Source organism: Kitasatospora sp. NPDC101235 (assembly GCF_044767505.1).
Lineage (GTDB): Bacteria > Actinomycetota > Actinomycetes > Streptomycetales > Streptomycetaceae > Kitasatospora.
In genome coordinates this window covers 317,508-338,912 of the sequence record NZ_JBIWNZ010000006.1, presented here as the reverse complement: position 1 = coordinate 338,912, position 21,405 = coordinate 317,508, and the positions used below count along the sequence as shown (strand labels likewise).

17 protein-coding genes are annotated in these 21,405 nt (G+C 73.7%); 6 read left to right on the top strand and 11 right to left on the bottom strand.

The genetic code is table 11. From position 1 onward, the window contains the following. Nucleotides 1-301: 301 nt before the first annotated feature. The 4 genes from ACIRRH_RS13595 (at nt 302) to ACIRRH_RS13580 (ending at nt 5,042) form a co-directional block, all read left to right on the top strand. Complete coding sequence (locus ACIRRH_RS13595; protein ID WP_403066209.1) at nt 302-1,729, top strand: Cys-Gln thioester bond-forming surface protein; 1,428 nt, start codon at nt 302-304, stop codon at nt 1,727-1,729. 355 nt (nt 1,730-2,084) lie between these two features. Then, complete coding sequence (gene ettA / locus ACIRRH_RS13590; RefSeq protein WP_403066207.1) at nt 2,085-3,749, top strand: energy-dependent translational throttle protein EttA; 1,665 nt, start codon at nt 2,085-2,087, stop codon at nt 3,747-3,749. 127 nt (nt 3,750-3,876) lie between these two features. After that, nucleotides 3,877-4,320 carry a thioesterase family protein gene (locus tag ACIRRH_RS13585; protein ID WP_363392503.1) on the top strand — a complete coding sequence of 148 codons (444 nt, stop codon included), beginning with the start codon at nt 3,877-3,879 and terminating at the stop codon, nt 4,318-4,320. Nucleotides 4,321-4,349: 29 nt separating this feature from the next. Further along, complete coding sequence (locus ACIRRH_RS13580; RefSeq protein ID WP_403066205.1) at nt 4,350-5,042, top strand: hypothetical protein; 693 nt, start codon at nt 4,350-4,352, stop codon at nt 5,040-5,042. 97 nt (nt 5,043-5,139) lie between these two features. Here the strand turns inward: ACIRRH_RS13580 and ACIRRH_RS13575 are convergent, their stop codons facing one another. From ACIRRH_RS13575 to ACIRRH_RS13530, 10 genes are all read right to left on the bottom strand, one after another. Then, entirely contained in the window at nt 5,140-5,544 is a 405-nt protein-coding gene (locus ACIRRH_RS13575; protein WP_224284852.1) for a globin, read from the bottom strand. 90 nt (nt 5,545-5,634) lie between these two features. Next, nucleotides 5,635-6,771 carry an ABC transporter permease gene (locus tag ACIRRH_RS13570; RefSeq protein WP_403066203.1) on the bottom strand — a complete coding sequence of 379 codons (1,137 nt, stop codon included), beginning with the start codon at nt 6,769-6,771 and terminating at the stop codon, nt 5,635-5,637. Next, on the bottom strand, nt 6,768-7,685 hold the full coding sequence (locus ACIRRH_RS13565; RefSeq protein ID WP_363392509.1) for an ABC transporter ATP-binding protein: 918 nt from the start codon (nt 7,683-7,685) through the stop codon (nt 6,768-6,770). The genes ACIRRH_RS13570 and ACIRRH_RS13565 overlap by 4 nt, the downstream gene beginning before the upstream one ends. Nucleotides 7,686-7,886: 201 nt before the next feature. Next, nucleotides 7,887-8,906: an FHA domain-containing protein gene (locus tag ACIRRH_RS13560; protein WP_403066200.1), complete on the bottom strand. Its 1,020-nt coding sequence runs from the start codon at nt 8,904-8,906 to the stop codon at nt 7,887-7,889. Between the two features lie 328 nt (nt 8,907-9,234). Further along, nucleotides 9,235-10,590, bottom strand: coding sequence for a VWA domain-containing protein (locus ACIRRH_RS13555; RefSeq protein ID WP_403066198.1), 1,356 nt, complete (start codon nt 10,588-10,590; stop codon nt 9,235-9,237). A gap of 108 nt (nt 10,591-10,698) precedes the next feature. Next, nucleotides 10,699-12,030 carry a protein phosphatase 2C domain-containing protein gene (locus ACIRRH_RS13550; RefSeq protein WP_403066196.1) on the bottom strand — a complete coding sequence of 444 codons (1,332 nt, stop codon included), beginning with the start codon at nt 12,028-12,030 and terminating at the stop codon, nt 10,699-10,701. A gap of 3 nt (nt 12,031-12,033) precedes the next feature. Then, nucleotides 12,034-14,670 carry a tetratricopeptide repeat protein gene (locus ACIRRH_RS13545; RefSeq protein ID WP_403066194.1) on the bottom strand — a complete coding sequence of 879 codons (2,637 nt, stop codon included), beginning with the start codon at nt 14,668-14,670 and terminating at the stop codon, nt 12,034-12,036. Nucleotides 14,671-14,675: 5 nt separating this feature from the next. Then, nucleotides 14,676-16,043 carry a hypothetical protein gene (locus ACIRRH_RS13540; RefSeq protein WP_403066192.1) on the bottom strand — a complete coding sequence of 456 codons (1,368 nt, stop codon included), beginning with the start codon at nt 16,041-16,043 and terminating at the stop codon, nt 14,676-14,678. Nucleotides 16,044-16,267: 224 nt separating this feature from the next. Next, nucleotides 16,268-17,221, bottom strand: coding sequence for a glutamate ABC transporter substrate-binding protein (locus ACIRRH_RS13535; RefSeq protein WP_403066190.1), 954 nt, complete (start codon nt 17,219-17,221; stop codon nt 16,268-16,270). 23 nt (nt 17,222-17,244) lie between these two features. Then, a complete protein-coding gene (locus ACIRRH_RS13530) occupies nt 17,245-18,774 on the bottom strand; it encodes a hypothetical protein (protein ID WP_403066188.1) in 1,530 nt (509 codons plus the stop codon). A gap of 338 nt (nt 18,775-19,112) precedes the next feature. Here ACIRRH_RS13530 and ACIRRH_RS13525 point away from each other — a divergent pair, with 338 nt between their 5' ends. Both ACIRRH_RS13525 and ACIRRH_RS13520 read left to right on the top strand, forming a co-directional pair. Beyond that, nucleotides 19,113-19,688: a nucleosidase gene (locus ACIRRH_RS13525; RefSeq protein ID WP_380769848.1), complete on the top strand. Its 576-nt coding sequence runs from the start codon at nt 19,113-19,115 to the stop codon at nt 19,686-19,688. 40 nt (nt 19,689-19,728) lie between these two features. Further along, nucleotides 19,729-20,250, top strand: coding sequence for a DinB family protein (locus tag ACIRRH_RS13520; RefSeq protein WP_403066186.1), 522 nt, complete (start codon nt 19,729-19,731; stop codon nt 20,248-20,250). An 81-nt stretch (nt 20,251-20,331) separates the two neighbouring features. On the opposite strand, the gene ACIRRH_RS13515 is transcribed toward ACIRRH_RS13520, so the two are convergent. Beyond that, nucleotides 20,332-21,264: a sigma-70 family RNA polymerase sigma factor gene (locus tag ACIRRH_RS13515; RefSeq protein WP_403066184.1), complete on the bottom strand. Its 933-nt coding sequence runs from the start codon at nt 21,262-21,264 to the stop codon at nt 20,332-20,334. Nucleotides 21,265-21,405: the final 141 nt, after the last annotated feature.

Below are 21,405 nucleotides of genomic sequence, written 5' to 3'. Positions count from 1 at the left end.
CGTCCGCACGCGCAATCCGGCCGGATAACGGAAAACGGCGGCGGTTTTCCGGCCGACCGTCAACTTGTGTGGGACCTGAGGGGATTGATAACGATCCAGATACGGAATCGTCCTGATTTCGCATGGGGAGCTCGGGGCCTCCGGGGCTCAATAGGATTCGTCTGGTTCATACCGCAGCGGTGCCACAGGGGGCACGCGCGGAACGGCAAGTCGGCGGGCTGCCCACTCGGTGCGGCCCGGCCCGGAGGGATCCCAGATGTTCCAGAGGCAGGGGCGGAGTCTGTCCCGGATAACCACTGTCATGCTCACGACCAGCTTGGCGCTGGGTGGTGGCCTGTTCGCGGCCGGTGCGGCGGCCGCGGCCGGCACCCCGACCTCGGGCGTGACCGCGGAAGTCCAGAACGAGATGCTCGGCGAGAAGATCGACGTCGGGGACCGGACCGTCGACGGTGGTCTGTTCACCCTCAAGACGGACGCTGGCGAGAAGCTCCGGACGTACTGCATCGACTTCGACAACCCGGTCTACCTGGACAGCAACGCCAAGTACCACGAGGCGGACTGGGCATCGAGCTCCCTCAACAGCAACGCCAACGCCCCCAAGATCCGCTGGATCCTGGACAACTCGTACCCGCAGGCGACCCTGGCGTCCCTGATCACGAACAGCCACATCGAGGGCCTGAGCGAGGCGGACGCCGCTGCCGGCACCCAGGCCGCGATCTGGAAGTTCTCGGACAACAAGAACGCCATCCCGCGCAACGACAAGGCCAAGAAGCTGCGGGACTACCTGGTCGGCGACGCCAACAAGGGCGTCGCGGCCGAGCCGAAGCCCTCACTGGTCCTCTCCCCGGACTCGGTCTCCGGGAAGTCGGGCGGCAAGCTCGGCCCGTTCCTGCTGAACTCCAGCGCGAACGAGGTCAAGCTGACCGTCACCGGTGACGCCGCGGACAAGATCAAGCTGCTGGACAAGGACAACAAGCCGGTCAACGGCAGCCTGGCCGGTCCGATCGGCAAGGACACCCCGCTGTTCCTGGATGTGCCGGCCGGCACCCCGGACGGCAAGGCCGCCATCAACGCCACCGCCGAGGCCAACGTGCTCAGCGGCCGGGTCTTCATGAGTGGCGTGGACGACCGGGGCCGCCACAGCCAGACCATGATCCTGGCCGGCTCCACCAAGGTGAACGTCGCGGCCGGCGCCAAGGCCACCTGGAAGCAGGGCAAGGGCGCGCTGATCGACAGCACCGCCAAGGAGGAGTGCGCCGCCGGCGGCGTGCGGGTGTCCGTCACCAACAGCGGTGACGAGGCCGCCACCGTCACGGTCGGCAAGCAGCAGGTCGCCGTCCAGCCGGGCAAGACCGAGAGCGTGCTCGTCAAGGTCGAGGAGAAGGCCCACTACGAGTTCACCGTGACCGGCCCGAACGGCTACTCCAAGCAGTTCACGGGCGTCCTCGACTGCAAGGTCGGCGTGACCCCGACCCCGACCACCCCGGCCGCGACCGGCACCCCGCCGGGCACCCCGAGCGCGACCCCGTCGGGCACCCCGAGCAGCGGCGCCGGCCAGCCCACCCCGGCGACCACCAGCGCCGCCCCGGGCACCGGTGGCCTGGCCCAGACCGGTGCCAATGACTCCACCCCGATCCTCGCCGCCGTCGCCGGTGGCCTGGTCGTGGCCGGTGGCGCTGCCGTCTTCGTCCTGCGCCGCCGCGGCCGCCACGGTCGCAGCACCGCCTGAACCGACTGAACCGCCCGAGCGGGCCGGGAGGCACTGACCTCCCGAGGCCCTGAGAGCGGCAACCGGCCCGGCTCCCCGCACCCGCTGCGGGGAGCCGGCCGTCGCGCTGTGCGGCGCGGGGCGGGGAGGGGCGTCGGCTGTGGTGAGGGGGCCGAGCGGCGGAGCCGGGCCGCCGTGTTTCCGGGTACGGGACGGCAGGAGCGGAGGGGGAGCCGGGCCGCCGGGCTCCCGCCGGTGGGGAGCGGCTGCGGATACCCCCGTGGGGTCACCCGGGCGATTCGGGGCTCCGGGCCGGGTGCGGCACAATGGAAGGCTGCAAGCCGAATTACTCCCGACGACGCCGGAGCGATCTCACGTGGCGGAATACATCTACACGATGCGCAAGGTGCGCAAGGCTCACGGAGACAAGGTCATCCTTGACGACGTGACGCTCAGCTTCCTCCCCGGAGCGAAGATCGGCGTCGTGGGCCCCAACGGTGCCGGTAAGTCCACCGTGCTGAAGATGATGGCCGGCCTGGAGCAGCCCTCCAACGGCGACGCCTTCCTCTCGCCCGGCTTCACCGTCGGCATGCTGCTCCAGGAGCCGCCGCTGGACGAGTCCAAGACGGTCCTGGAGAACGTCCAGGACGGCGTCAAGGAGATCAAGGGGAAGCTCGACCGCTTCAACGAGATCGCCGAGCTGATGGCGACCGACTACTCGGACGCGCTGCTGGAGGAGATGGGCAAGCTCCAGGAGGAGCTGGACCACGCCGAGGCCTGGGACCTGGACGCCCAGCTGGAGCAGGCCATGGACGCCCTGGGCTGCCCGCCCGGCGACTGGGCGGTCACCAAGCTCTCCGGTGGCGAGAAGCGCCGCGTCGCGCTCTGCAAGCTGCTGCTGGAGGCCCCGGACCTGCTGCTGCTCGACGAGCCCACCAACCACCTGGACGCCGAGTCGGTGAACTGGCTGGAGCAGCACCTGGCCAAGTACAAGGGCACCGTCGTGGCCGTCACCCACGACCGGTACTTCCTGGACAACGTGGCCGGCTGGATCCTGGAGCTCGACCGCGGCCGCGCGATCGGTTACGAGGGCAACTACTCCACCTACCTGGAGACCAAGCAGTCGCGTCTCAAGGTCGAGGGGCAGAAGGACGCCAAGCGCGCCAAGCGCCTCAAGGAGGAGCTGGAGTGGGTCCGCTCCAACGCCAAGGGCCGCCAGGCGAAGTCCAAGGCCCGTCTGGCCCGCTACGAGGAGATGGCGGCCGAGGCGGACAAGATGCGGAAGCTGGACTTCGAGGAGATCCAGATCCCGCCGGGCCCGCGCCTGGGCAGCATCGTCATCGAGGTCGAGAACCTCAACAAGGCCTTCGGCGAGAAGGTCCTGATCGACGACCTGAGCTTCACCCTGCCGCGCAACGGCATCGTCGGCATCATCGGCCCGAACGGCGCCGGCAAGACCACCCTGTTCAAGATGCTCCAGGACCTGGAGACCCCGGACAGCGGCACGGTCAAGGTCGGCGAGACCGTCAAGATCAGCTACGTCGACCAGACCCGCGCCAACATCGACCCGAAGAAGACCCTCTGGGAGGTCGTCTCCGACGGTCTGGACTGGATCAACGTCGGCCAGGTCGAGATGCCGTCCCGCGCCTACGTGTCGGCCTTCGGCTTCAAGGGCCCGGACCAGCAGAAGCCGGCCGGTGTGCTCTCCGGTGGTGAGCGCAACCGCCTGAACCTGGCGCTCACCCTCAAGCAGGGCGGCAACCTGCTGCTCCTCGACGAGCCCACCAACGACCTCGACGTCGAGACGCTCTCCTCGCTGGAGAACGCCCTGCTGGAGTTCCCCGGCTGCGCCGTGGTCATCTCCCACGACCGCTGGTTCCTGGACCGAGTGGCCACCCACATCCTCGCCTACGAGGGCGACAGCAAGTGGTTCTGGTTCGAGGGCAACTTCGAGTCGTACGAGAAGAACAAGATCGAGCGGCTCGGCGCCGACGCCGCCCGTCCGCACCGGGCCACCTACAAGAAGCTGACCCGAGGCTGACACCCAGCCGTCACGACGGCCCGGCAGACTGCCCTCCGGGGCGGCCTGCCGGGCCGCGGCCCGTCGCCACCGTCCGCCGCACCGGCGGTGCACGGCGGCGGGCGACCGGACACCGAGGAGAACTCCCGTGGCTCGCCACATCTACGCCTGCCCGCTGCGCTGGTCCGACATGGACGCCTTCGGGCACGTCAACAACGTGGTCTTCCTGCGCTACCTGGAGGAGGCCCGGATCGACTTCATGTTCACCCAGGCCGCCGCGGCCGGCGCCGGGGAGTTCGCGGGCGGCTCGGTGGTGGCGCGCCACGAGATCGACTACAAGCGTCCACTGGTGCACCGGCCCGAGCCGGTCACCATCGAGACCTGGGTGACGAAGATCGGTGGCGCCTCGCTGACCGTCTCGTACGAGATCAAGGACGTCGCCGAGGACGGCAGCGACGTCGTGTACGTCCGCGCGTCCACCGTGGTCGTCCCCTACGATCTGGCCGAGGGCCGGCCGCGCCGGATCTCGCCGGTGGAGCGGGAGTTCCTCGGCCGCTTCATGGACGAAGAGCCGGCAGTCGCCGCCGTCTGACCCCATCTGACGATTCGAGCTGAACCGCTGTGACCATCACCGCCCGTCTCGCCCTGGCCGACACCGGGGAGGCCGCCGACCTCTCCGCCTTCCTGCTGCGCCTGCTGCGCTTCGACCGGTCGGCGGCCGTCCGGCTCCAGGCGGTGGCCCCGGGCGACGGGGACGGCGTGCTCGCGGTCTTCGGACGGCTTCCGCTGGGCGGTTCGGGCGCGCTGGCGATCCGCACCGTGCGGCTGGGCGGCCTGGACGAGCCGGTGGACCTGACCGTCTCGGCGGGCCAACTGCTGGACGGCGTGGACACCGAGGCGGGCGCCGTCGCGCTGCCCGCGCCGGTGACCGGCCCGGCCTGGGCGGGACTGTTGCCGCCGCGCACCGGCTGGCGGCCGGTCGGCGCCCCGCCGGCGGCCGAGGTGTACCCCGAACTCATGGCCGGGGTGCAGGAGTTCCGCGAGCGCAGCGAGGCCGTCCCGGCGCACCACCGCAGCCGCGCGGCGCTGGACGCGCTGGCCGACGAGATCTGGTCCCGCCCGGTGACCGCGCTGCCCGAGCTGCCGCTGCGCGCGCTGCACGCCGCGTACGTGATCGGCTTCCTGAAGCCCGGCGCCGCGCTGACCGTGCACCGGGCGGGCGGCTGGCTGCGGCTGAGCGCCCCGGCGGGTTCGGTGGCGGTGCGCACCGTGGCCGCGCCGGGCGCGGGGCTGGGGCTCAGCCCGGTCCGGTAGCCCCGGTCCGTCGGCCCCCGGTCCGGCAGCCCTGCCCGGCGGCCCGGCGCACGGGCTCCGGGGACGGGCTCCGGCGCGCGGGCTCCGGGAAACGGGCTCAGCCCGGGGTGTTGATCATCGAGGCGGCGGCGTAGGTCAGGTACTCGAGCAGCTGCCGCTCGTGCTCGGCCGGCAGCTCCAGGCTCGCCACGGCCGCCCGCATGCGGGTGAGCCAGGCGTCGTGCGCGGCCTTGTCGACCTTGAACGGCGCGTGCCGCATCCGCAGCCGCGGGTGGCCGCGCCGCTCGCTGTAGGTGCGCGGGCCGCCCCAGTACTGCATCAGGAAGAGGGCCATGCGCTCCTCGGCCGGCCCGAGGTCCTCCTCGGGGTACATCGGCCGCAGCAACTCGTCCTCGGCGATGCCTTCGTAGAACCGGTGGGCCAGCCGCCGGAAGGTCGGCTCACCGCCGACCTGGTCGTAGAAGGTCTCCTCGCTCAACGTGCCTCGCCGGATCTCTCTCACCCGACCATGGTCGCAGACGCCGACGGGGTCGTACACCGGGACCAAAGGCGTACGACCCCGTCGGGATCAGTGGATGTCAACCGCGGACGGTCAGTCCTCCCAGCGGAACAGCTTCCAGGAGATGCCGGTCAGCACGGCCGCGAAGAGCAGCAGGCCGCCCATGGTCGGCAGGGCGTCCATGACGCCCCCACCGCGGGTGAGCACCGACTGGGCGGAGTTGACCAGGTAGTGCAGCGGCATGACCTCGGAGACGGCCTTCAGCCAGCCCGGGGCGCCGTCCAGCGGGAAGAACGAGCCGGACAGGAAGGACATCGGCAGCACGATGATCTGCGAGATGCCGTTGGCGGCCTCCTCGGTCTTGGCGACCGAGCCGGCCAGCAGGCCGATCGACATGAAGGCGAGCGTCGCGCAGGCCACCAGCGGGATGACCAGCCACCAGTTGCCGGTGAGCTTGAGCCCGAAGAAGCTGGTCGCGACCACCAGGAAGACGGCGGTCTGCAGGAACGCGGTCAGCAGCGAGACCAGGATCCGGGAGCTGACCACGGTGCCGGCACTGATCGGGGCCAGCCGCAGCCGGCGCAGCACCTTGGTCTTGCGCCAGTTGACCAGGGTCAGCGCGGCACCGAACACCGCGCCGGTGGCGACGGCCCAGCCGAGCAGGCCGGGGGTGAGGAACTGGATCGGCTTGAGCGACTTGTCCTCGACCTGCTGGGAGTCCAGCACGAAGGCCGGCTTCTGGCCGGTGGCCGCCTGGTTGGCGTTCTGGACCACCGAGTTGAGGATGCCCTGGAGCGCGCCGGCGCGGACCTGGTCGGCGGCGGTGTAACGCAGCTCGACCTTGCCGTCCGGGCCCTGCTTGATCAGCGCGTCGTAGTCGCCCTTGCGGACCTTCTCCAGCGTGGCGGCCTCGTCGTCGGTCTTCGTGACGGTGAGGACCTTGTCCAGCCCGGCCCGCTCGTCGCCCTGGATCGAGTCGAACAGCTTCACCGCGCCGACCTGCGCCACCTTGGCGTGCGGGCTGCCGGAGCTCTTGGTCACGGTGCCGAAGAACACCAGGAACACCAGCGGGAACAGCAGGATGAAGAAGGTCGCGGTGCGGTCGCGCTTCATCCCGAGCAGCATGGCGCGGGACAGGCTCCAGAACGCGCTGACCCGCTCCCGCTCGCCGGCGGCCGGGCCGCCGCGCCGGGCGGGGGACTGCGGCTCGGTGGGGATGGTGGCGGTCATGCGCGGAACTCCCGTCCGGTCAGCTGGAGGAAGACGTCCTCCAGGGTGGCGCCGCGCACTTCCAGGCCGCGCAGTGCGTTCTGCTCGGCCAGGACGCTGAGCACCGGGGCGGGGAGGCGGGTGGAGACGGAGAGCGAGACGGTGTCGTCCTCCAGGGTGGCGATGTCGGCGCCGGCCGCGGTCAGCAGCTCCCGGGCCCGGTCGAGCGGGAGCTGGCCGGAGGCCACGCTGATCCGGACGGTGTCGTCGATCTCGCGGATCAGCGCCGCCGGGGCGCCGGTGTGCAGGATCTTGCCGTGGTCCATGATCGAGACCCGGTCGCAGAGCACCTCGGCCTCGTCCAGGTAGTGCGTGGTCAGCACGACCGTGCGGCCCTCGGCGTTGATGTCCCGCAGGAGGTCCCAGAGGTTGCGCCGGGACTGCGGGTCCAGGCCGGTGGTGGGCTCGTCCAGGAAGACGAGCTCCGGGTCGTGGGCCAGTGCGCAGGCGATCGACAGGCGCTGGGCCTGGCCGCCGGACATCTGGTCGGTCAGGGTCTCGGCCTTGTCCGAGAGGCCGACCCGCTCCAGCATCGCGTCGGCCTGCTTGGGGCCGACCCCGTAGAACGACGCGAAGGTGCGGATGGTCTCCCGGGCCGTCAGTTTCCGGAAGAAAGCGGATGCCTGGAACTGCACGCCGATTCGCGGCAGCAGTTTCGGATTGCGCGGCCAGGGCTCCATGCCCAGGAGCTGGACCCGGCCCTCGTCCGGTTTCCGGACGCCCTCCAGGATCTCCATCGTGGTGGTCTTCCCGGCGCCGTTGGGGCCCAGGATCCCGTAGAACTCGCCGGCCTCGACGGTGAAGGACACCCCGTCGACGGCCTGCACATCCCCGTACCGCTGGCGGATGCCGTCAGCGGATATAGCAGCAGTCATGTGCCATGAGCCTAGGGGTTGTGAAGGCTCTTGTGCACATCCGGGACGGCGAATTTGCGGATGTTTTGAGGAAGGGCCAAACAAAGCCGGGCCGGGCGGATGTCGAATTCCGCCCGGCCCGGCCGGAGTTGTCGCCGTCGGACCACCGGGCGAATTGCCCGATGGACTTTCAGCTGACGGCCTGCCAATGGGCCGCGTCGTTCAGCCGCGGTGCACGGTGATGGTGGTCCAGGCGCCGATGTGGATCCGGTCGCCGTCGTTCAGCGGCACGGCGGTGTGCGGGGCGATCGGCTCCGCGCCACCGTTCATGGTGGTGCCGTTGGTCGAGTCCTGGTCCACCAGGACCCAGCTGCCGTCCGCCTGTTCGGCGAGCATCGCGTGCTGGTGCGAGGCGCCCGGGTCCTCCGGCGGTACGGACAGGTCGATCTCCGGCACCGTGCCGCGGTGCTGGCTGCGCCGCCCGATCCGCAGTTGGCCGCGGCCGGTCAGCGGGATCCGGCGCTCGGGGCAGTACGGCGGGAAGAACAGGCCGGCCGCCTCGGGGCCGCTGCGGGCCATCATCTCGGTGAAGTAGTCCCGGTCGGCGGACACCACGGCGATCCAGTTGGTCCGTACCGGCTCGGCCGGGACGGGTTCCTGGGGCTGCTGCGGCGGGGCCAGGTTGAAGGAGGTGCCGAAGTCGCCGCCGCGGCTGTTCGGGCCGGGGCCGGCCGGCTGGGCGTACACCGGGCCGGAGTCCTCCCGCACCGAGGTGTCGGGGAACGCGCCCTCCGGCGTGGGCCCCTCCTGCCCGCTGGCGGGCAAGGAGGGCGGGTAGCCGTAGGTGTGCGGCTGTTGCTGGACGGGCGGGGCGACGGCCTGCTGGGCTGCCGGGGGCTGCCCGAGCGGCGGCTGCCCGAGCGGAGGCTGGCCGGCCGGGGCGTGGCCGTACGGGTCCTGGCCTGGCGGGGCCTGCGGCGGGGTGCCGCCGTAGGACGCCGGGATGTTCAGCGGCGGCTGCTGGGCCGGGCCGGGCGGGGTGTGGCCGGCGCCGGGCACCTGGCGGCGCGAGGGCGTGGAGAGCTCGTAGTCGTAGCCGCACTCCTCGCAGAACCGTCCGGTCTGCGGGCTGCGGCAGATCGGGCAGACCGCCAGGCCCGCGGTGAGGCCCTGCGGCCCGGCCTGCGGCGGGACGGCCCCGTGCGGAGGCGGGGACACCGCGCCCGGAGGCGGAGGCACCATGCCGGGGGGCGGCAGGGGTGCCCCGGGCGGCGGGACGGCCCCCGGGGGCATCGGCGGCGGAGGCGGCGGCGCACCGAAGGGCGCGCCGCCGTGCCCCGGGTGCCCGGCGTGCGTGCCGGGCGCGGGGGCGGCTCCGTGCGCCGCCGGGTACCCTCCGGGCGCCCCCGGCGTGGGGGCCGGCGGAGTCATCGGGAAGCCGCAGAAGTCGCACCAGTCCTCGGCCTGCGACTCGTGGCCCCTCGGGCAGATCGGCATCAGGTCCCCCTCGTTTCGGGCCGGCTCGGTGCGGTGTCGCGCCGGGATGCCGGCCCGGTCACGTCTTCAGCGGTCACTTCTTCACACGTACCGTCTTGGTCGACCGGGTCTCAAGGGTCATCGAGTCGGCCTCGCTCACGTTCTTACGGAACCGAACCGTACCCTCCTTCGGGTCCACCACGTCCACCACCTTCTGGAGCAGCTTGTAGGTGCCCTCGTTCCCGGTCGCGTGCGCGATCCGGACGGCGGCGCCCAGCTTGGAGGTCGCGCGGTCGACGTCCCCGGCCCGGTGGGCCTCCAGGCCCTCCTGGATGGAGGAGGCGAGCTCGGCCTGCCCGGTGTAGTGGGCGACCTGCGGGCTGATCCGGGTGGAGGAGGCCAGGTCGTCGGTCCAGACCGCCTTGACCAGGCCCTGGGTGAGCACCTCCGAGGTGCCGCCGGCGACCTGTTCGGGCAGCACCAGGCTGACCCGGGCGGCGAGCATCTCGTTGCCGACCGAGGCGGCCGGCACCTCGACGCAGACGTGGTAGTCGCGGCTCTCGTCGCCCCAGGAGCCGGTGGGGTAGTCGCCGGCCCGGGGGCCGGCCTCGGTGCGGCGGGAGGTCAGGTCCTCGACCGAGGGGGCGACCTGCTTGACGAACCTGACCGTGGCGTTGGCCGGGGTCCAGATCCGCAGCGCGACGTCGGCGACCTGCTTGCCCATCGCACCGGTCATCATCGCGCGGAAGTCCTGGGCCAGGCCGGAGGGTTCGGCGACGATGTCGGTGGTGCCGAGCAGCGCCGAGGAGATCCTGCGCAGCTCGTCGATCCGCCAGTCGGTGCCCACGCCGCGGCAGTCGGCGGTGAAGTGGCCGGTCACCCGCTCGATGTTGCGGGCCAGTTCCTCGGCCGACTCGTGCTCGTTGTTGCCGTCGGTGAGCAGGATGGCGTGCCGGATGGCGATGTCGCGGCGGGTGAGGAAGAGCGTGTCGGCCTTGGCCAGCCAGGTGCCCATCGCGGTGCCGCCGGCCGCGGTGAGCCGGCGCAGCGACTCCTTGGCCTGCGCGCGGGTGGTGGCGGAGGCGGTGGCGAGGGTGCCGTCGCCGGGGTAGATGTCGCGGGCCTCGTGGGTGCCGGCGACCACGGCGAAGGCGGTGCCGTCGCGCAGCGCGTCGATGGCGGCGGCGGTGGCCTCGCGGGCGCCGTTGATCTTGGTTTTGGGGTAGTCCATCGAGCCCGAGCAGTCCACCAGGATGACCACGGCCGCCGCGGTGTCGGTGCCCGCCGGGGTGGCGTCGGCGAAGCCGAGCGGCCGGCCGCCGGAGGTGCCGCCGCCGGTCGCGGTGACGGTGACGATGGCGTTGACCTCGCGGGCGCCGTCGGCCAGGTACTCGTTCTGGAAGATCTCCACGTTGAACCTGGGCAGGTTCGGCTTCGCCAGTGTTGCCATGGGGCGGTCGGCTCCCGTCGGGTGAGGGGTGGACGTGCTCAGGACGGTCGGGCGGCCCGCCGGGCGGGCCGGCGGGCCGTGGCGCCGGGGCGTCCGGCGGGCGGTCGGTCAGGCCGTCGGCGGGTGCGGCGGCTGCGGCGGGACGGGCGGGACGGCGGGCGGGGCCGGAGCGGCGGGGGCGGTCGGCGGGACGGACGGCGTCGGGGGTGCCACCGGGGGCGCGGGCGGGGCCGGAGGCAGCGGGGCTGCGGGCGAGCCGATCACCGGGATGTCCGGCAGGGTCGGTTCGTGGTCCTCGTCCTCCTGCGCGGCCGGTTGGCCGGCGGGCCGCGCGGTGATCAGCGGCAGGTCCAGCGCGGTCGGGGTCTCGTCGGCCTCCTCGACGGCGGCGGCCGGCGGGTCGATCGGCAGCACGGCGACGGTGATGTTGTCGTGGCCGCCGGCCGCGACCGCGAACTTCACCAGGGTCTGCGCGGTGGCGAGCGGCTCGGTGCGGGCGTCCGGGCGCACGTAGTACGCCAGGTCGGTGGCCGCCTCGGCGTAGTTCCACAGCCCGTCGGTGCAGATCAGCACCACCCCGGGGACGTGCGGGGTGAAGTCGAGGGTGTGCGGCACGACCTCCTCGGCGTCGGCGCCGAGCCAGCCGGTGATCGCGTGCGCGCGCGGGTCGGCGTAGGCCTCGGCCTCGCCCATCAGCCCGGCCTCGACCATCCGGGCGGCCCAGGAGTCGTCCTGGGTGAGCCGGAACGGCTCGGCGGCCGCGCGGTCGTCCGGGATCCAGTACGCCCGGGTGTCGCCGACCCACCCGATGGTGACCCGGCCGCCGGAGGCTATGGCGCTGACGTAGGTGCAGGCGGGCGCGTTGAGGTCGGGCCGGGTGGGGCCGGCGCCGTCGGTGGCGAGGTCGGCGACGGCCTTGGCGGCGTCGGCGATGGCCTGGCGCATCGCCTGGTTCGGGTCCCGGCCGGCCTCCAGGGCGGTCAGCAGCGACTCGGAGGCGGCGTCCACGGCGGTCTCCGAGGCCTCGTCCGGGCGGTCGGAGGAGGAGACGCCGTCGCACACCACGGCGACCACGACCGGCTCGCCGCCGGGCAGCGAGGTCGCGGCGACGGTGAAGGAGTCCTCGTTGCGGTGGTGGCGCACGCCGCGGTCGCTGACCCCGGCGACGCCCCCGAGCGCCTTCTCCATGTGGTCGCGCGGGCGCGGCTGGGCGCCGCCGCAGCCCTCGCAGTAGCCGTCCGCGGCGACCTGCGGCTGCCCGCAGTGCACGCAGACCGGCCCGCGCGGCGACGGTACGGCCTCGCCTCGCGCGGCGGCCCAGCTCGCCGGCATCGCGCCGGGGGCCGCCCGGCCGTCCCGGCCGGTCCCGCAGGAGCCGCAGTAGGCGTCCTCCGGGTCCATCGGCTCCGAACAGCTCGGGCACTCGGTCTGCTGCGGCATCTGCTACACCCACGTCCTGGGACGGGCACGGTTGGCCCGTTCCACCATCTCGATCCTGGTCTCCGCCCGGTCGGCCAACCGGGCGAGTACCCGGTAGGACTGTTCCAGGGCGAAGCGCAGTTCCCGCTCCTGTGCGGGACGTCCCAGTACCACCAGATCGGTGGCCCGCCGGCCGGCGGCCGCCTCGGCGCAGACCCAGCCGAGGGCCGCGTGGAGCACCTCGACGGCGAGCTCCTCGCGGCGGCGGTCGTCCAGCCGCAGCGCGGTCAGCTGCGCGGAGCTCGCGCCGAGGTCGGCGGCCAGGTCGTCGGTGGGCCGGCGCTCGTGCAGCCGGGCCCGGACGGCGGCGATCCGGGCGGCGGTGTACTGGCTGGAGGTGGCCGGGACGGTCTCCAGGACGCGGACCGCGCCGGTCCGGTCCTCCTCGGCCAGCCGGACCCGGGCCAGCCCGAAGGCGGCGCTCAGGTAGGCGTGGTCGGTGGCCCACACCAGCCGGTAGAACTCGGCCGCGTCGCCGCCGTCGCCGAGCAGTTCGGCGCAGATGGCGAGGGCCAGCTTGGGGGCGGCCTCGCCGGGGAAGGCGTCGTAGACCGCGTCGAAGGCTTCCGCGGCGGCCCGCAGGCCGGACGTGACCCGCCCGCTCGCCTCCGGGCTCTCCTGGCCCGGCACCGACGGCCGTCGCTCCCGCGCTCCTGCGCCGCTCCCTCGCTCCTCGCTTCCGGCGCCGGCGGGCCCTTCGGCCCGGGCTGCGCCGACCAGCGCGGTCAGGCCGCGGTACCAGACCACCCGCCAGTCGTCCGGCTGGTCCTGCTCCAGCTCGGCGAGGCGGCTCGCGGCGTCCCCGTGGCGGCCGAGTTCGAGCAGGGCGCGCAGCTCGCGCAGTCGGCTCTCGACCGAGACGGTGGGCGCGGCGGCCAGTGCGGCGAGCGTCTCCTCGGGGTCGGGGGTGACCAGGACGGCCAGGAAGCCGGCGTTGGGGTCGCCGGGGTCGACCCGCGGGACGGGCAGCGCGAGGGCGGCGGCGGCCGCGTCCAGCGGGGCCACCCGGAGCTGCCCGGCCTGCTCGGTGGGCAGCACCAACTCGGTGTCCACGACGCGCAGTTCGGGGCCGAACAGGGTGGACGGCGCGGGCCGGGGCCGGTCGTCCTGGAGGGCGAGGACCTCCCGCAGCACGCCGGTGAGCTGGTCGGCCATCTCCTCGGCGGAGGCGAAGCGGCGGGCCGGGTCCGGGTCGGTGGCGCGGACCAGGAAGCGGTAGTACGACTCGTACCTGGCGAAGGCCTCGACCTGCTCGGGGCCGGGCAGCGAGTGGCGGTAGGTGCCGCTGTAGCCCTGGAAGTCGAAGGTGAGCACCGCGAGGGTGCGGGCCACGGTGTACAGGTCGGAGGCGACGGACGGGCCGTCGGTGGCGATCTCCGGGGCCTGGTAGCCGATGGTGCCGTAGATCGGGCCGTCGTCGTCGAACCGACGGACCGCGCCCATGTCTATGACCTTGAGCGCGTCGCCGCTCTGTATCACGTTGTCGATCTTGAAGTCGCAGTACACCAGGCCCCGGCCGTGCAGGTAGCCCAGGGCCGGCAGCGCCTCCAGCGCGTACGCGATCGCCTGCTCGACCGGCAGCGGCTCGCGCCGGCCGTCCGGGGTGCGGCGCTCGTTGGCGATGTCCTTGAGCGACTTCCCGCCGACGTACTCCATGACGATGTAGCCGTCGGTGGCGCCGGTGCGCAGGTCCGGGTGCTCGGCGAAGTTGATGATCCGGACGATGTTCGGGTGGTCCACCTCGGCCAGGAAGCGCCGTTCGGCGACGGCCGCCGCGAGCGCGTCCTCGTCCCCGGTGTCCAGCAGGCCCTTGAGCACCACCCACTTGTCGTTGACCCGCCGGTCCACCGCCAGGTAGATCCAGCCGAGCCCGCCGTGCGCCAGGCAGCCCACCACCTCGTACTGCCCGCCGACCAGGTCGCCGCGGCGCAGCTTGGGCGTGAACGAGTACGGCGTGCCGCACTTGGTGCAGAAGCCGTCCGGGCGGCCCGGGCGGCCGTTCTTCTCCCGGCCCACCGGGGCCTCGCACCTGGAGCAGAAGCGCTTGTGCTCGGGCACCTCGGGGTCGGCCAGCACCGCCCGGGCAGGGTCGGCCGCCGCGACGGTCGGCACGGTGACCAGACCGGCGCCCAGCCGGCTGCGGGTGCCCGCGGTGACGCCGCCCCGGGTGGAGCGGACCGAGAGCGAGCGGCTGCTGCCGGTGCGGGTGGAACGGTGCGAGCGGGAGCGGCCGGACATCGAACGGGCCGAGCCGGTGCGGGCCGACAGCGAGCGGGCCGAGCCGTTGTGGCCGGAGCCGTTGTGGCCGGAGCCGGGGGAGACCCGGGCGGAGGGGACGTAGGGCTGGGTGACGCCGGTGTCGCCGGTGGGCGGGGTCAGCCCGCACTCGTCGCAGTAGCCGTCCGGGTCGACGGTGCCGGAGCAGTCGCGCGGGCAGGGCGAGCCGGGGCCGGCCGCCGTGGCCGAGGGGGCGGACGCCCCGGAGGCCCCGGGCGTCGCGGTGGCCCTGCCCGCCGGGGCCAGCCCGCACTCGTCGCAGTAGCCGTCGGCGTCGATCCTGCCGCTGCCGGAGCACTCCGGCCGTTCGCATGTCTCGCCCATCACCCTCAGCCCCCCTGGACCTGTCCGTCGACCGGTGGCCGGCCGACCCCCTCCTGATCCTGCCCGGCCTCGGCCTCGGTGTGGGCCGGCCGCAGCGACTGCTGGAACCGGGCCACCGCGGCGGCCGCCGCCCGCAGGTCGCAGGGCGCGCTCCACAGCAGCCAGCGCGCCTTCTCGTACCGCTCGATCACTTCCGGGTCCTCGGAGACCCGCAGCCGGGCCGCCATCGCCTTGTAGGCGTCCAGCCGGCCGCGCAGCTCGGCCCGGACGGCCAGCGGCTGGGTCACCTCGGTGAGCGACTGCCGGGCCCGGCCCAGCTCCTTGGCGGCGGCGTCCTCCAACGCGTCCAGCAGCGGCGCCAGCCGGCCCCACTGCCCGGCCTGGCGCAGGTCCAGCGCCGCGACGATCCGCTCGCGCAGCGCCGAGGCCGGTCCGGGCACCGCCGGGACGTCGCTGGACGCTATCTTCGCCAGCACCTCGCCGCGCGCCCGACGGGCCTCGGCCAGGGTGGCGTCGGCCCGCTGGAGCAGGTCGCCGACGCCCTGGAGGCGTTCCTCGGCCTCGTCGCGCAGCCGCAGCAGGTCCTCCAGCTCCAGCCGGACGCCGTCCAGCGCCCGCCCGGCCCGGTCGAACCGCTCGGTGTCCACCACCCCGGCCGGGCCGGCGAAGGCCGAGCCCTCCGGGACCGTGCCGCGCTGGGCGGGCACCCGGGCCGGGCGCCACAGCGCCAGCGGGTCCCCGTGCACCTCGGCGCGCAGCTCGGTGAGGTCCTTCTCGATCCTGGCCAGGTCGTCGCCCAGCGGGTGGTTGCCGGTGCGCACGCCGAGCGAGGCGGCCAGGGTGCGCACCCGCCGGAGCTCGGCCAGCAGCAGGTCGATCCGGGCCGGCAGGGCCGACCAGACCGCGTCGGCGGCGCTGACCACCTCCAGCACGGTGGCGTACCAGGAGTTCATCCGGGCCATCAGGGCGTCCAGGCTGATCCGCTCGACCAGCTTGGCGGGCGCGCCGAGCAGCTGCGGGCCGTCCGGCACCGCGCCGCCCGGGACGGTCACCGCGTCGCCGGTCAGCAGTTCGCTCAGCTCGGCGAGTTCGGGCGCGCCGGGCTTGGCCTTGCGGGCCCGGACGGCACGCGCCGAGGCCAGCGCCTCGGAGTAGCGGTCGAACAGCGCCCAGAGCAGCGGCAGGCCCCGGCCGGCGACGGACCAGCGCTCCAGGGTGCGCCCGGACAGCTCGGCGCCGTCCAGCAGCCGCAGGCCCGGGTGGTCCTGGAGGGCGAGCAGCGCCGACTCGACCGCGTCCCGCTCCGCGCCGAGGCGGGCGAGCGCGCGGTCCACCTCCTCCCGGCTCAGTACCGGGCCAGCCGATGCCGCCACCGCGGTGTCCTTCCTTCCTCGCGTGCGATCCCGACGTGCCTGACGTGCGGTCCCACGACAACCCCCGTGTCCACCACCGGTCTCCCCGTGGTGATCGTCCCGAACCCTAACCGGTGGCCGTTCGGGCCGAGCGGGCGCGGGGCGTCAAGGCGCCGTCAACGCCCCGGTGACGGACCGTGCGCCACCTCTCCCGCGCCGTCCTCCCCGTCGCCCCCCGGACCGGCTCAGTGCGTGCCCGGCCAGTAGCGGTCGGCCTCGTTGAGCATGTACGGCTTGAGCCAGTGGTCGTACGAACGGGCCCAGTCGCCGCGCGCGTAGTAGTCGGCGAGCACCTGGTTGACGCGGGCGGTCAGATCGGTGCCGTCCTTCAGCATGGCGACGCCGACCACCTCCGGCTGGGCCTCGCCGTCCACGATCCGCACGGTCTGGTCCTGCGCGGCCTGACCGGCCGCCAGACCGTTGTCGGTCATGGTGGCGTCGACCTTGCCGAGCTGCATCAGGACCAGGCAGTCCAGCTGGTTCTCCACCGTGACGACCTGCCGGGCCGTCTTCATCCCGTTGACCACGTTCAGCGCGGTGGAGCCGTCGGCGGCGCAGACCGCCCTGTCCTTGATCGCGTCGTCGATGTTCTTCGCCGGCGACGACTTCGGCACCAGGACGCGCTGGCTGATGTTGAAGTACGGCTTGGAGAAGGCGACGTCCTCCAGCCGCTTGCAGTTGATCGTCATGGTGCGGACGATCAGGTCGACCCGGCCCTTCTTGATGGCGTCGATCCGGTCGGCCGTGGCCACCGGCTTGAGCACCACCTTCTCCGGGTCGCCCATGACGGCCGCGCCGATCGCCCGGGCGAGGTCGATGTCGAAGCCCTCGATCTGACCGGTGTTCGGGTTGCGGGCACCCCAGCGGTAGCTGTTCTGGTCCACCCCGATCACCAGGCTGCGCTTGGCCTTGATGGCCTTCACGGCCGGGCCGTCCTCGGTGCTCGGCGGCACGCTCTTGTACACGTCGCAGCCGTCGGCCTGCTCCTGCTGCTCCTGCTGTACGGCCAGGGGCGCGGCGGTCGTGGCCGCGGGTGCGGCGCCGACCGGGCCGCCCCCGGCGAGCACGGCCGCGCCGGCCGCCAGCAGGGCCAGCGCGGCGGCGGGCCTGGTCCTTCTCCTGAAACCTCTGGTGCGCATCGGTCGGTCTCCCCCTCTGCCCGTTACCGGTACTCGGCCAGCCGCCGGCCCAGGCCACGCAGCGCGGCGGCCGCGGCCACCAGGCCGAGCAGCGCGGCGGCGACGGCGGCGGTGCGCAGGTCCCCGCCGGTGCCCTCGGCGGCCCGCTTGAAGCGGTTCTGTTCGATGTCGGCGGCCTGCGCGAGCGCCTTGTCGGTGGCGTTGAAGAAGGCGTCGGCGGTGTCCGCGCCGCCCGTGGCCGTCACGGTGGCCTCCAGCGCGCCCTGGTAGTCGGCGTTGCCGACCTCCAGCTCCCGGGCGGCGTCGTGCCGCCGGCGCCACTGGTCGAACTGCTTCGAGGCGTCCTGGAGGCTCGGCCCGGCGGCGGCCGGCGCCAGCCGGACGGCCTCCGACAGCGAGCCGCCGGGCCGGTCCTTGGCTCCCGCCAGGTGCTCGGTGGCCTTCGTCCACTGGTCGGCGTACCGGGTGGTCGAGCCGCGGGCGACGAAGTGCAGGTTCTCCGCCAGCCGGGCGGTCAGCACGTCCACCCGGGCGGAGTTGAGCGCCCGGAGCGGGGTCGCGCCCTCGCGGGCGCTCTGTTCGAGCGCGGAACGGGTGGTCAGCCCGGCGACGGTCAGCCACAGGGCGCCGGCCAGGACGGCGGCGGTGGCGCCCAGCAGCCCGATGTTGAACACCCGGTTGGTGCGGCGGAACAGCGTCAGCTGCACCCAGGCCAGCGCGGCCAGGGCGACCAGCGCCAGGCCGTACGCCCCCCACGGCACCGCCTGGGCGGCGGCGTAGTCGTCGGCCAGCTCCCGGTTCTCGGCGGCGGCCAGTTCGGCGGCGGCCGGCAGTAGGACGGTCTGCATCTGCTCGGAGGCGTACCGCAGGTAGGCGCCGCCGAGCGGTATGCCCTGTCGGTTGTCGGCCCGCGCGGTCTCCACCAGCCCGGCGTACGCCGGGAGTTGCTGGTTCAGCCGGGCGAGCGAGCCCTGTGCGGGGGAGGTCGCCGTGGTCCGCGCGGCGGCCTGGGCGATCAGCTTGGCGGCGGTGGCGATGTCCTGCTCGTAGCGGCTGCGGACCTCGTCGGGCTCGGCGCCGGCCAGCAGGAAGCCGCTTGCCGCGGTGGTGGCGGCGTCGGCCAGGCTGCGGTGGATCTCGGCGGCGTCCCGGCTGAGCGGCTGGCTGTACGAGACCACCCGGTCGGCGGCCTGCGCCCTGGTCTCCAACTGCCAGGCGGTGAGCCCGCCGAAGGCCACGGTGAGCACCGCGAGGACCACTCCGGCCAGCCGGAGCCGGCCGGGCGGCGTGCGGGTGGCCTGCGCGAGCCGGGCGCGCACGCCGGTGGCGACGGCCGTCGGGGGGCGCTTCGCGGGCGCCCCGCCGGGCCTGGGCGCCGGGGGAGTGCCGCCGGGCTTCGCGAGCGGGGCCGCTCCGACGACGGCCGGGCTCCCCGTCCCGGCCGTCGTCGCCGGCGCGGCTGTCGCGATCGGTGCGCCCGGCGTCCCCGGCGGCTGGTTCGGCCGTGCCGGGAACGCGGCGCCGGACGCGCCGTTGCCTACTGGTGTTGCCACCCGCCTCATCCTCCCCTGGGGCCGGGCCCGTCCCCGGGGCCCGACCGATGGCAGCAGTATGGCCGTGACTCCCCCCGGCCACACCCGACTTGCGCCGATCTTGAGCATGTCGTGCACGCTCCCCGGGACGGCTCGTGCCGCTGGTACGGCTGGTGCTGTCCGTGCCGTTGGTACGGCCCGTACCGCTCCTGCCGTTCGTGCAGCTCCTCCCGAGAGGTGGCGAACCGTCCGACGCGGGCCGCACCCTACGCGGTTCCCCCGACCGGGCGGAGCGCAGGGGTCCGTTTACGGGCGCGCAATCCCGGGTGCGGCGCCCCCTCGCTCCGTACGATGGAGGTATGCGCCTGCTTGGAACGATCTCGCCCGACCGCCCGCTGCTCGTCGTCGCCGTGCGCGAGGAGGCCGCCCACCTGGACGACCGCCTGCCCGTGCTGCTCACCGGGATCGGGAAGGTCAACGCCGCCGTCGCGCTGGCCACCGTCCTCGCGCAGGGCGAGAAGCCCTCCGAGGTGATCAACCTGGGCACGGCCGGCGCGCTGCGCCCCGGCTGGGAGGGCACCCACCACGTGGTCCAGGTGATCCAGCACGACCTGGACACCGCGGCCCTGCACGCGCTCACCGGGCGGGAGTACGGCGCCCCGCTGGTGATCGGCAAGGGCGACGGCCCGGTGCTGGCCACCGGCGACCTCTTCGTCTCTGAGGAGGCCGCCCGCGACCGGCTCGCCGAGCACGCCGACCTGGTGGACATGGAGGGTTACGCCGTCGCCACCGTCGCGCACCGGGCCGGGGTGCCGGTGCGGCTGGTCAAGCACGTCAGCGACGAGGCCGGGGACGGCGCGGGGCACACCTGGAAGGAGTCGGTGGACGAGTGCGCCCGGCACCTCGCGGACTGGGTGGCCGCACAGGGCTGGTGACGCCTTCTCAGGGTGCCGGAGCGCTGGCTAGGGTGACGCGGTGACCGAGAAGAACACCGAGCCGACCAAGCTCTCCGACGTCCGTCCGCCGAGCATGAACGCGGACGAGCCGTCCACCCTGCTGGCCTTCCTCGACTACCTGCGCGCGGCGGTGATCGCCAAGCTCGACGGGATCTCCGACCAGGACGCCCGGCGCCCCGGCGTCGCCTCCGGCACGAGCCTGCTGTGGCTGGTGCGGCACCTCGCCGTGGTCGAGGACAACTGGTTCACCTGGGCCTACCGGGGCGTGGGCGAGGAGCCGAGCGAGTCGGACGAGGTGCCGCTGGACGGCGCGACCGTGGCCGCGGAGGTCGCCGCCTACCGGGAGGCCATCGAGCGGTCCAACGCGGTGGCCGCGGCCGCCCCGGACCTCGACCGGCCGGGCGTGCGCTCGCTGCGGCCGGACGTCACCGAGGGGCCGTCGCTGCGGTGGGTGCTGGTCCACATGATCGAGGAGACCGGGCGGCACGCCGGGCACGCGGACATCATCCGCGAGCAGCTGGACGGCGCGGTCGGGCGCTGACGGCGCCGATGATGCCGGGCGTGGAACGGGGTGGGGGAGCCGCGGCCCTCCCACCCCGTTCCGTCCCCGCTCCCGGGCGCCCTACGCGTCCCGGAAGTCCGCGAGGTCCAGGGCCGCCAGCCGCTCCGGGTCGGTGAGCACGTCGATCGCGACGATCGCGCCGTCCACCACGGTGAACGCCATGATCGACAGCGCCCGGCCGTTGTCGCCGATGACCACCGCGCCAGCGGTCCCGTTGACCAGCGCCGGGCGGGCGAACGGCGACAGCGTGCCCCACAGGACGGCCTGGCCGGCCACCGTGTCGGCGCCCGAGAGCACCACCGTGTGCCGGGCCAGCGCCGTGCCGCCGTCCGAGCGCAGCACCACGTCCGGGTCGAGCACGGCGACCAGCGCGTCCAGGTCGCCGTTGCGGGCGGCGGCGAAGAACGCGTCCACGGCCACCCGCTGCCGGCCGAGGTCGGGGTCGGGCGCGGGCGCCTGCCCCTGCACCTTGCGGCGGGCCCGGCTGGCCAGCTGGCGGGTGGCGGCGGCGGTCTTCTCGATCAGCGGGGCGATCTCCTCGAACGGCACCGCGAACAGGTCGTGCAGCACGAAGGCGACCCGCTCGGCCGGCGCCAGCGACTCCATCACCACCATCAGCGCCAGCCCGACCGAGTCCGCGAGCATCACCTCCTGCTCCGGGTCCACCACGCCCTCGCGCCGCAGCAGCGGGTCCGGGATGCGCGGCGGGCCCGGCTCGCCGCCCGGCCCGGCGGGCTCCAGCGGCTCCTCGCGGCGCTGGGCGCGGGTGCGCAGCAGGTTCAGGCAGACCCGCGAGACCGCCGTGGTCAGCCAGCCTCCGAGGTTGGCCACCTCGGAGGTGTCGGTGCGGTCGTAGCGGAGCCAGGCCTCCTGGAGGGCGTCCTCGGCCTCGCTGATCGAGCCGAGCATCCGGTACGCGACCGCGCGCAGGTGCGGGCGGTGCTCCTCGAAGAACACGACCCGGGCGGATTTCCCGTCCACCGTCTCGTCCACGTGTCACATTCCTTCGTCGCCGGGGGCAGGGCAGCAGGAGCCACCCAACAACGGCTGCGGCGGGGAGATCAACTCCCTTCCCGGGACGAATCGGGGACGATCACGACGAGGAACCCCCGTGCCGGCCGCCGACGGCGTGGC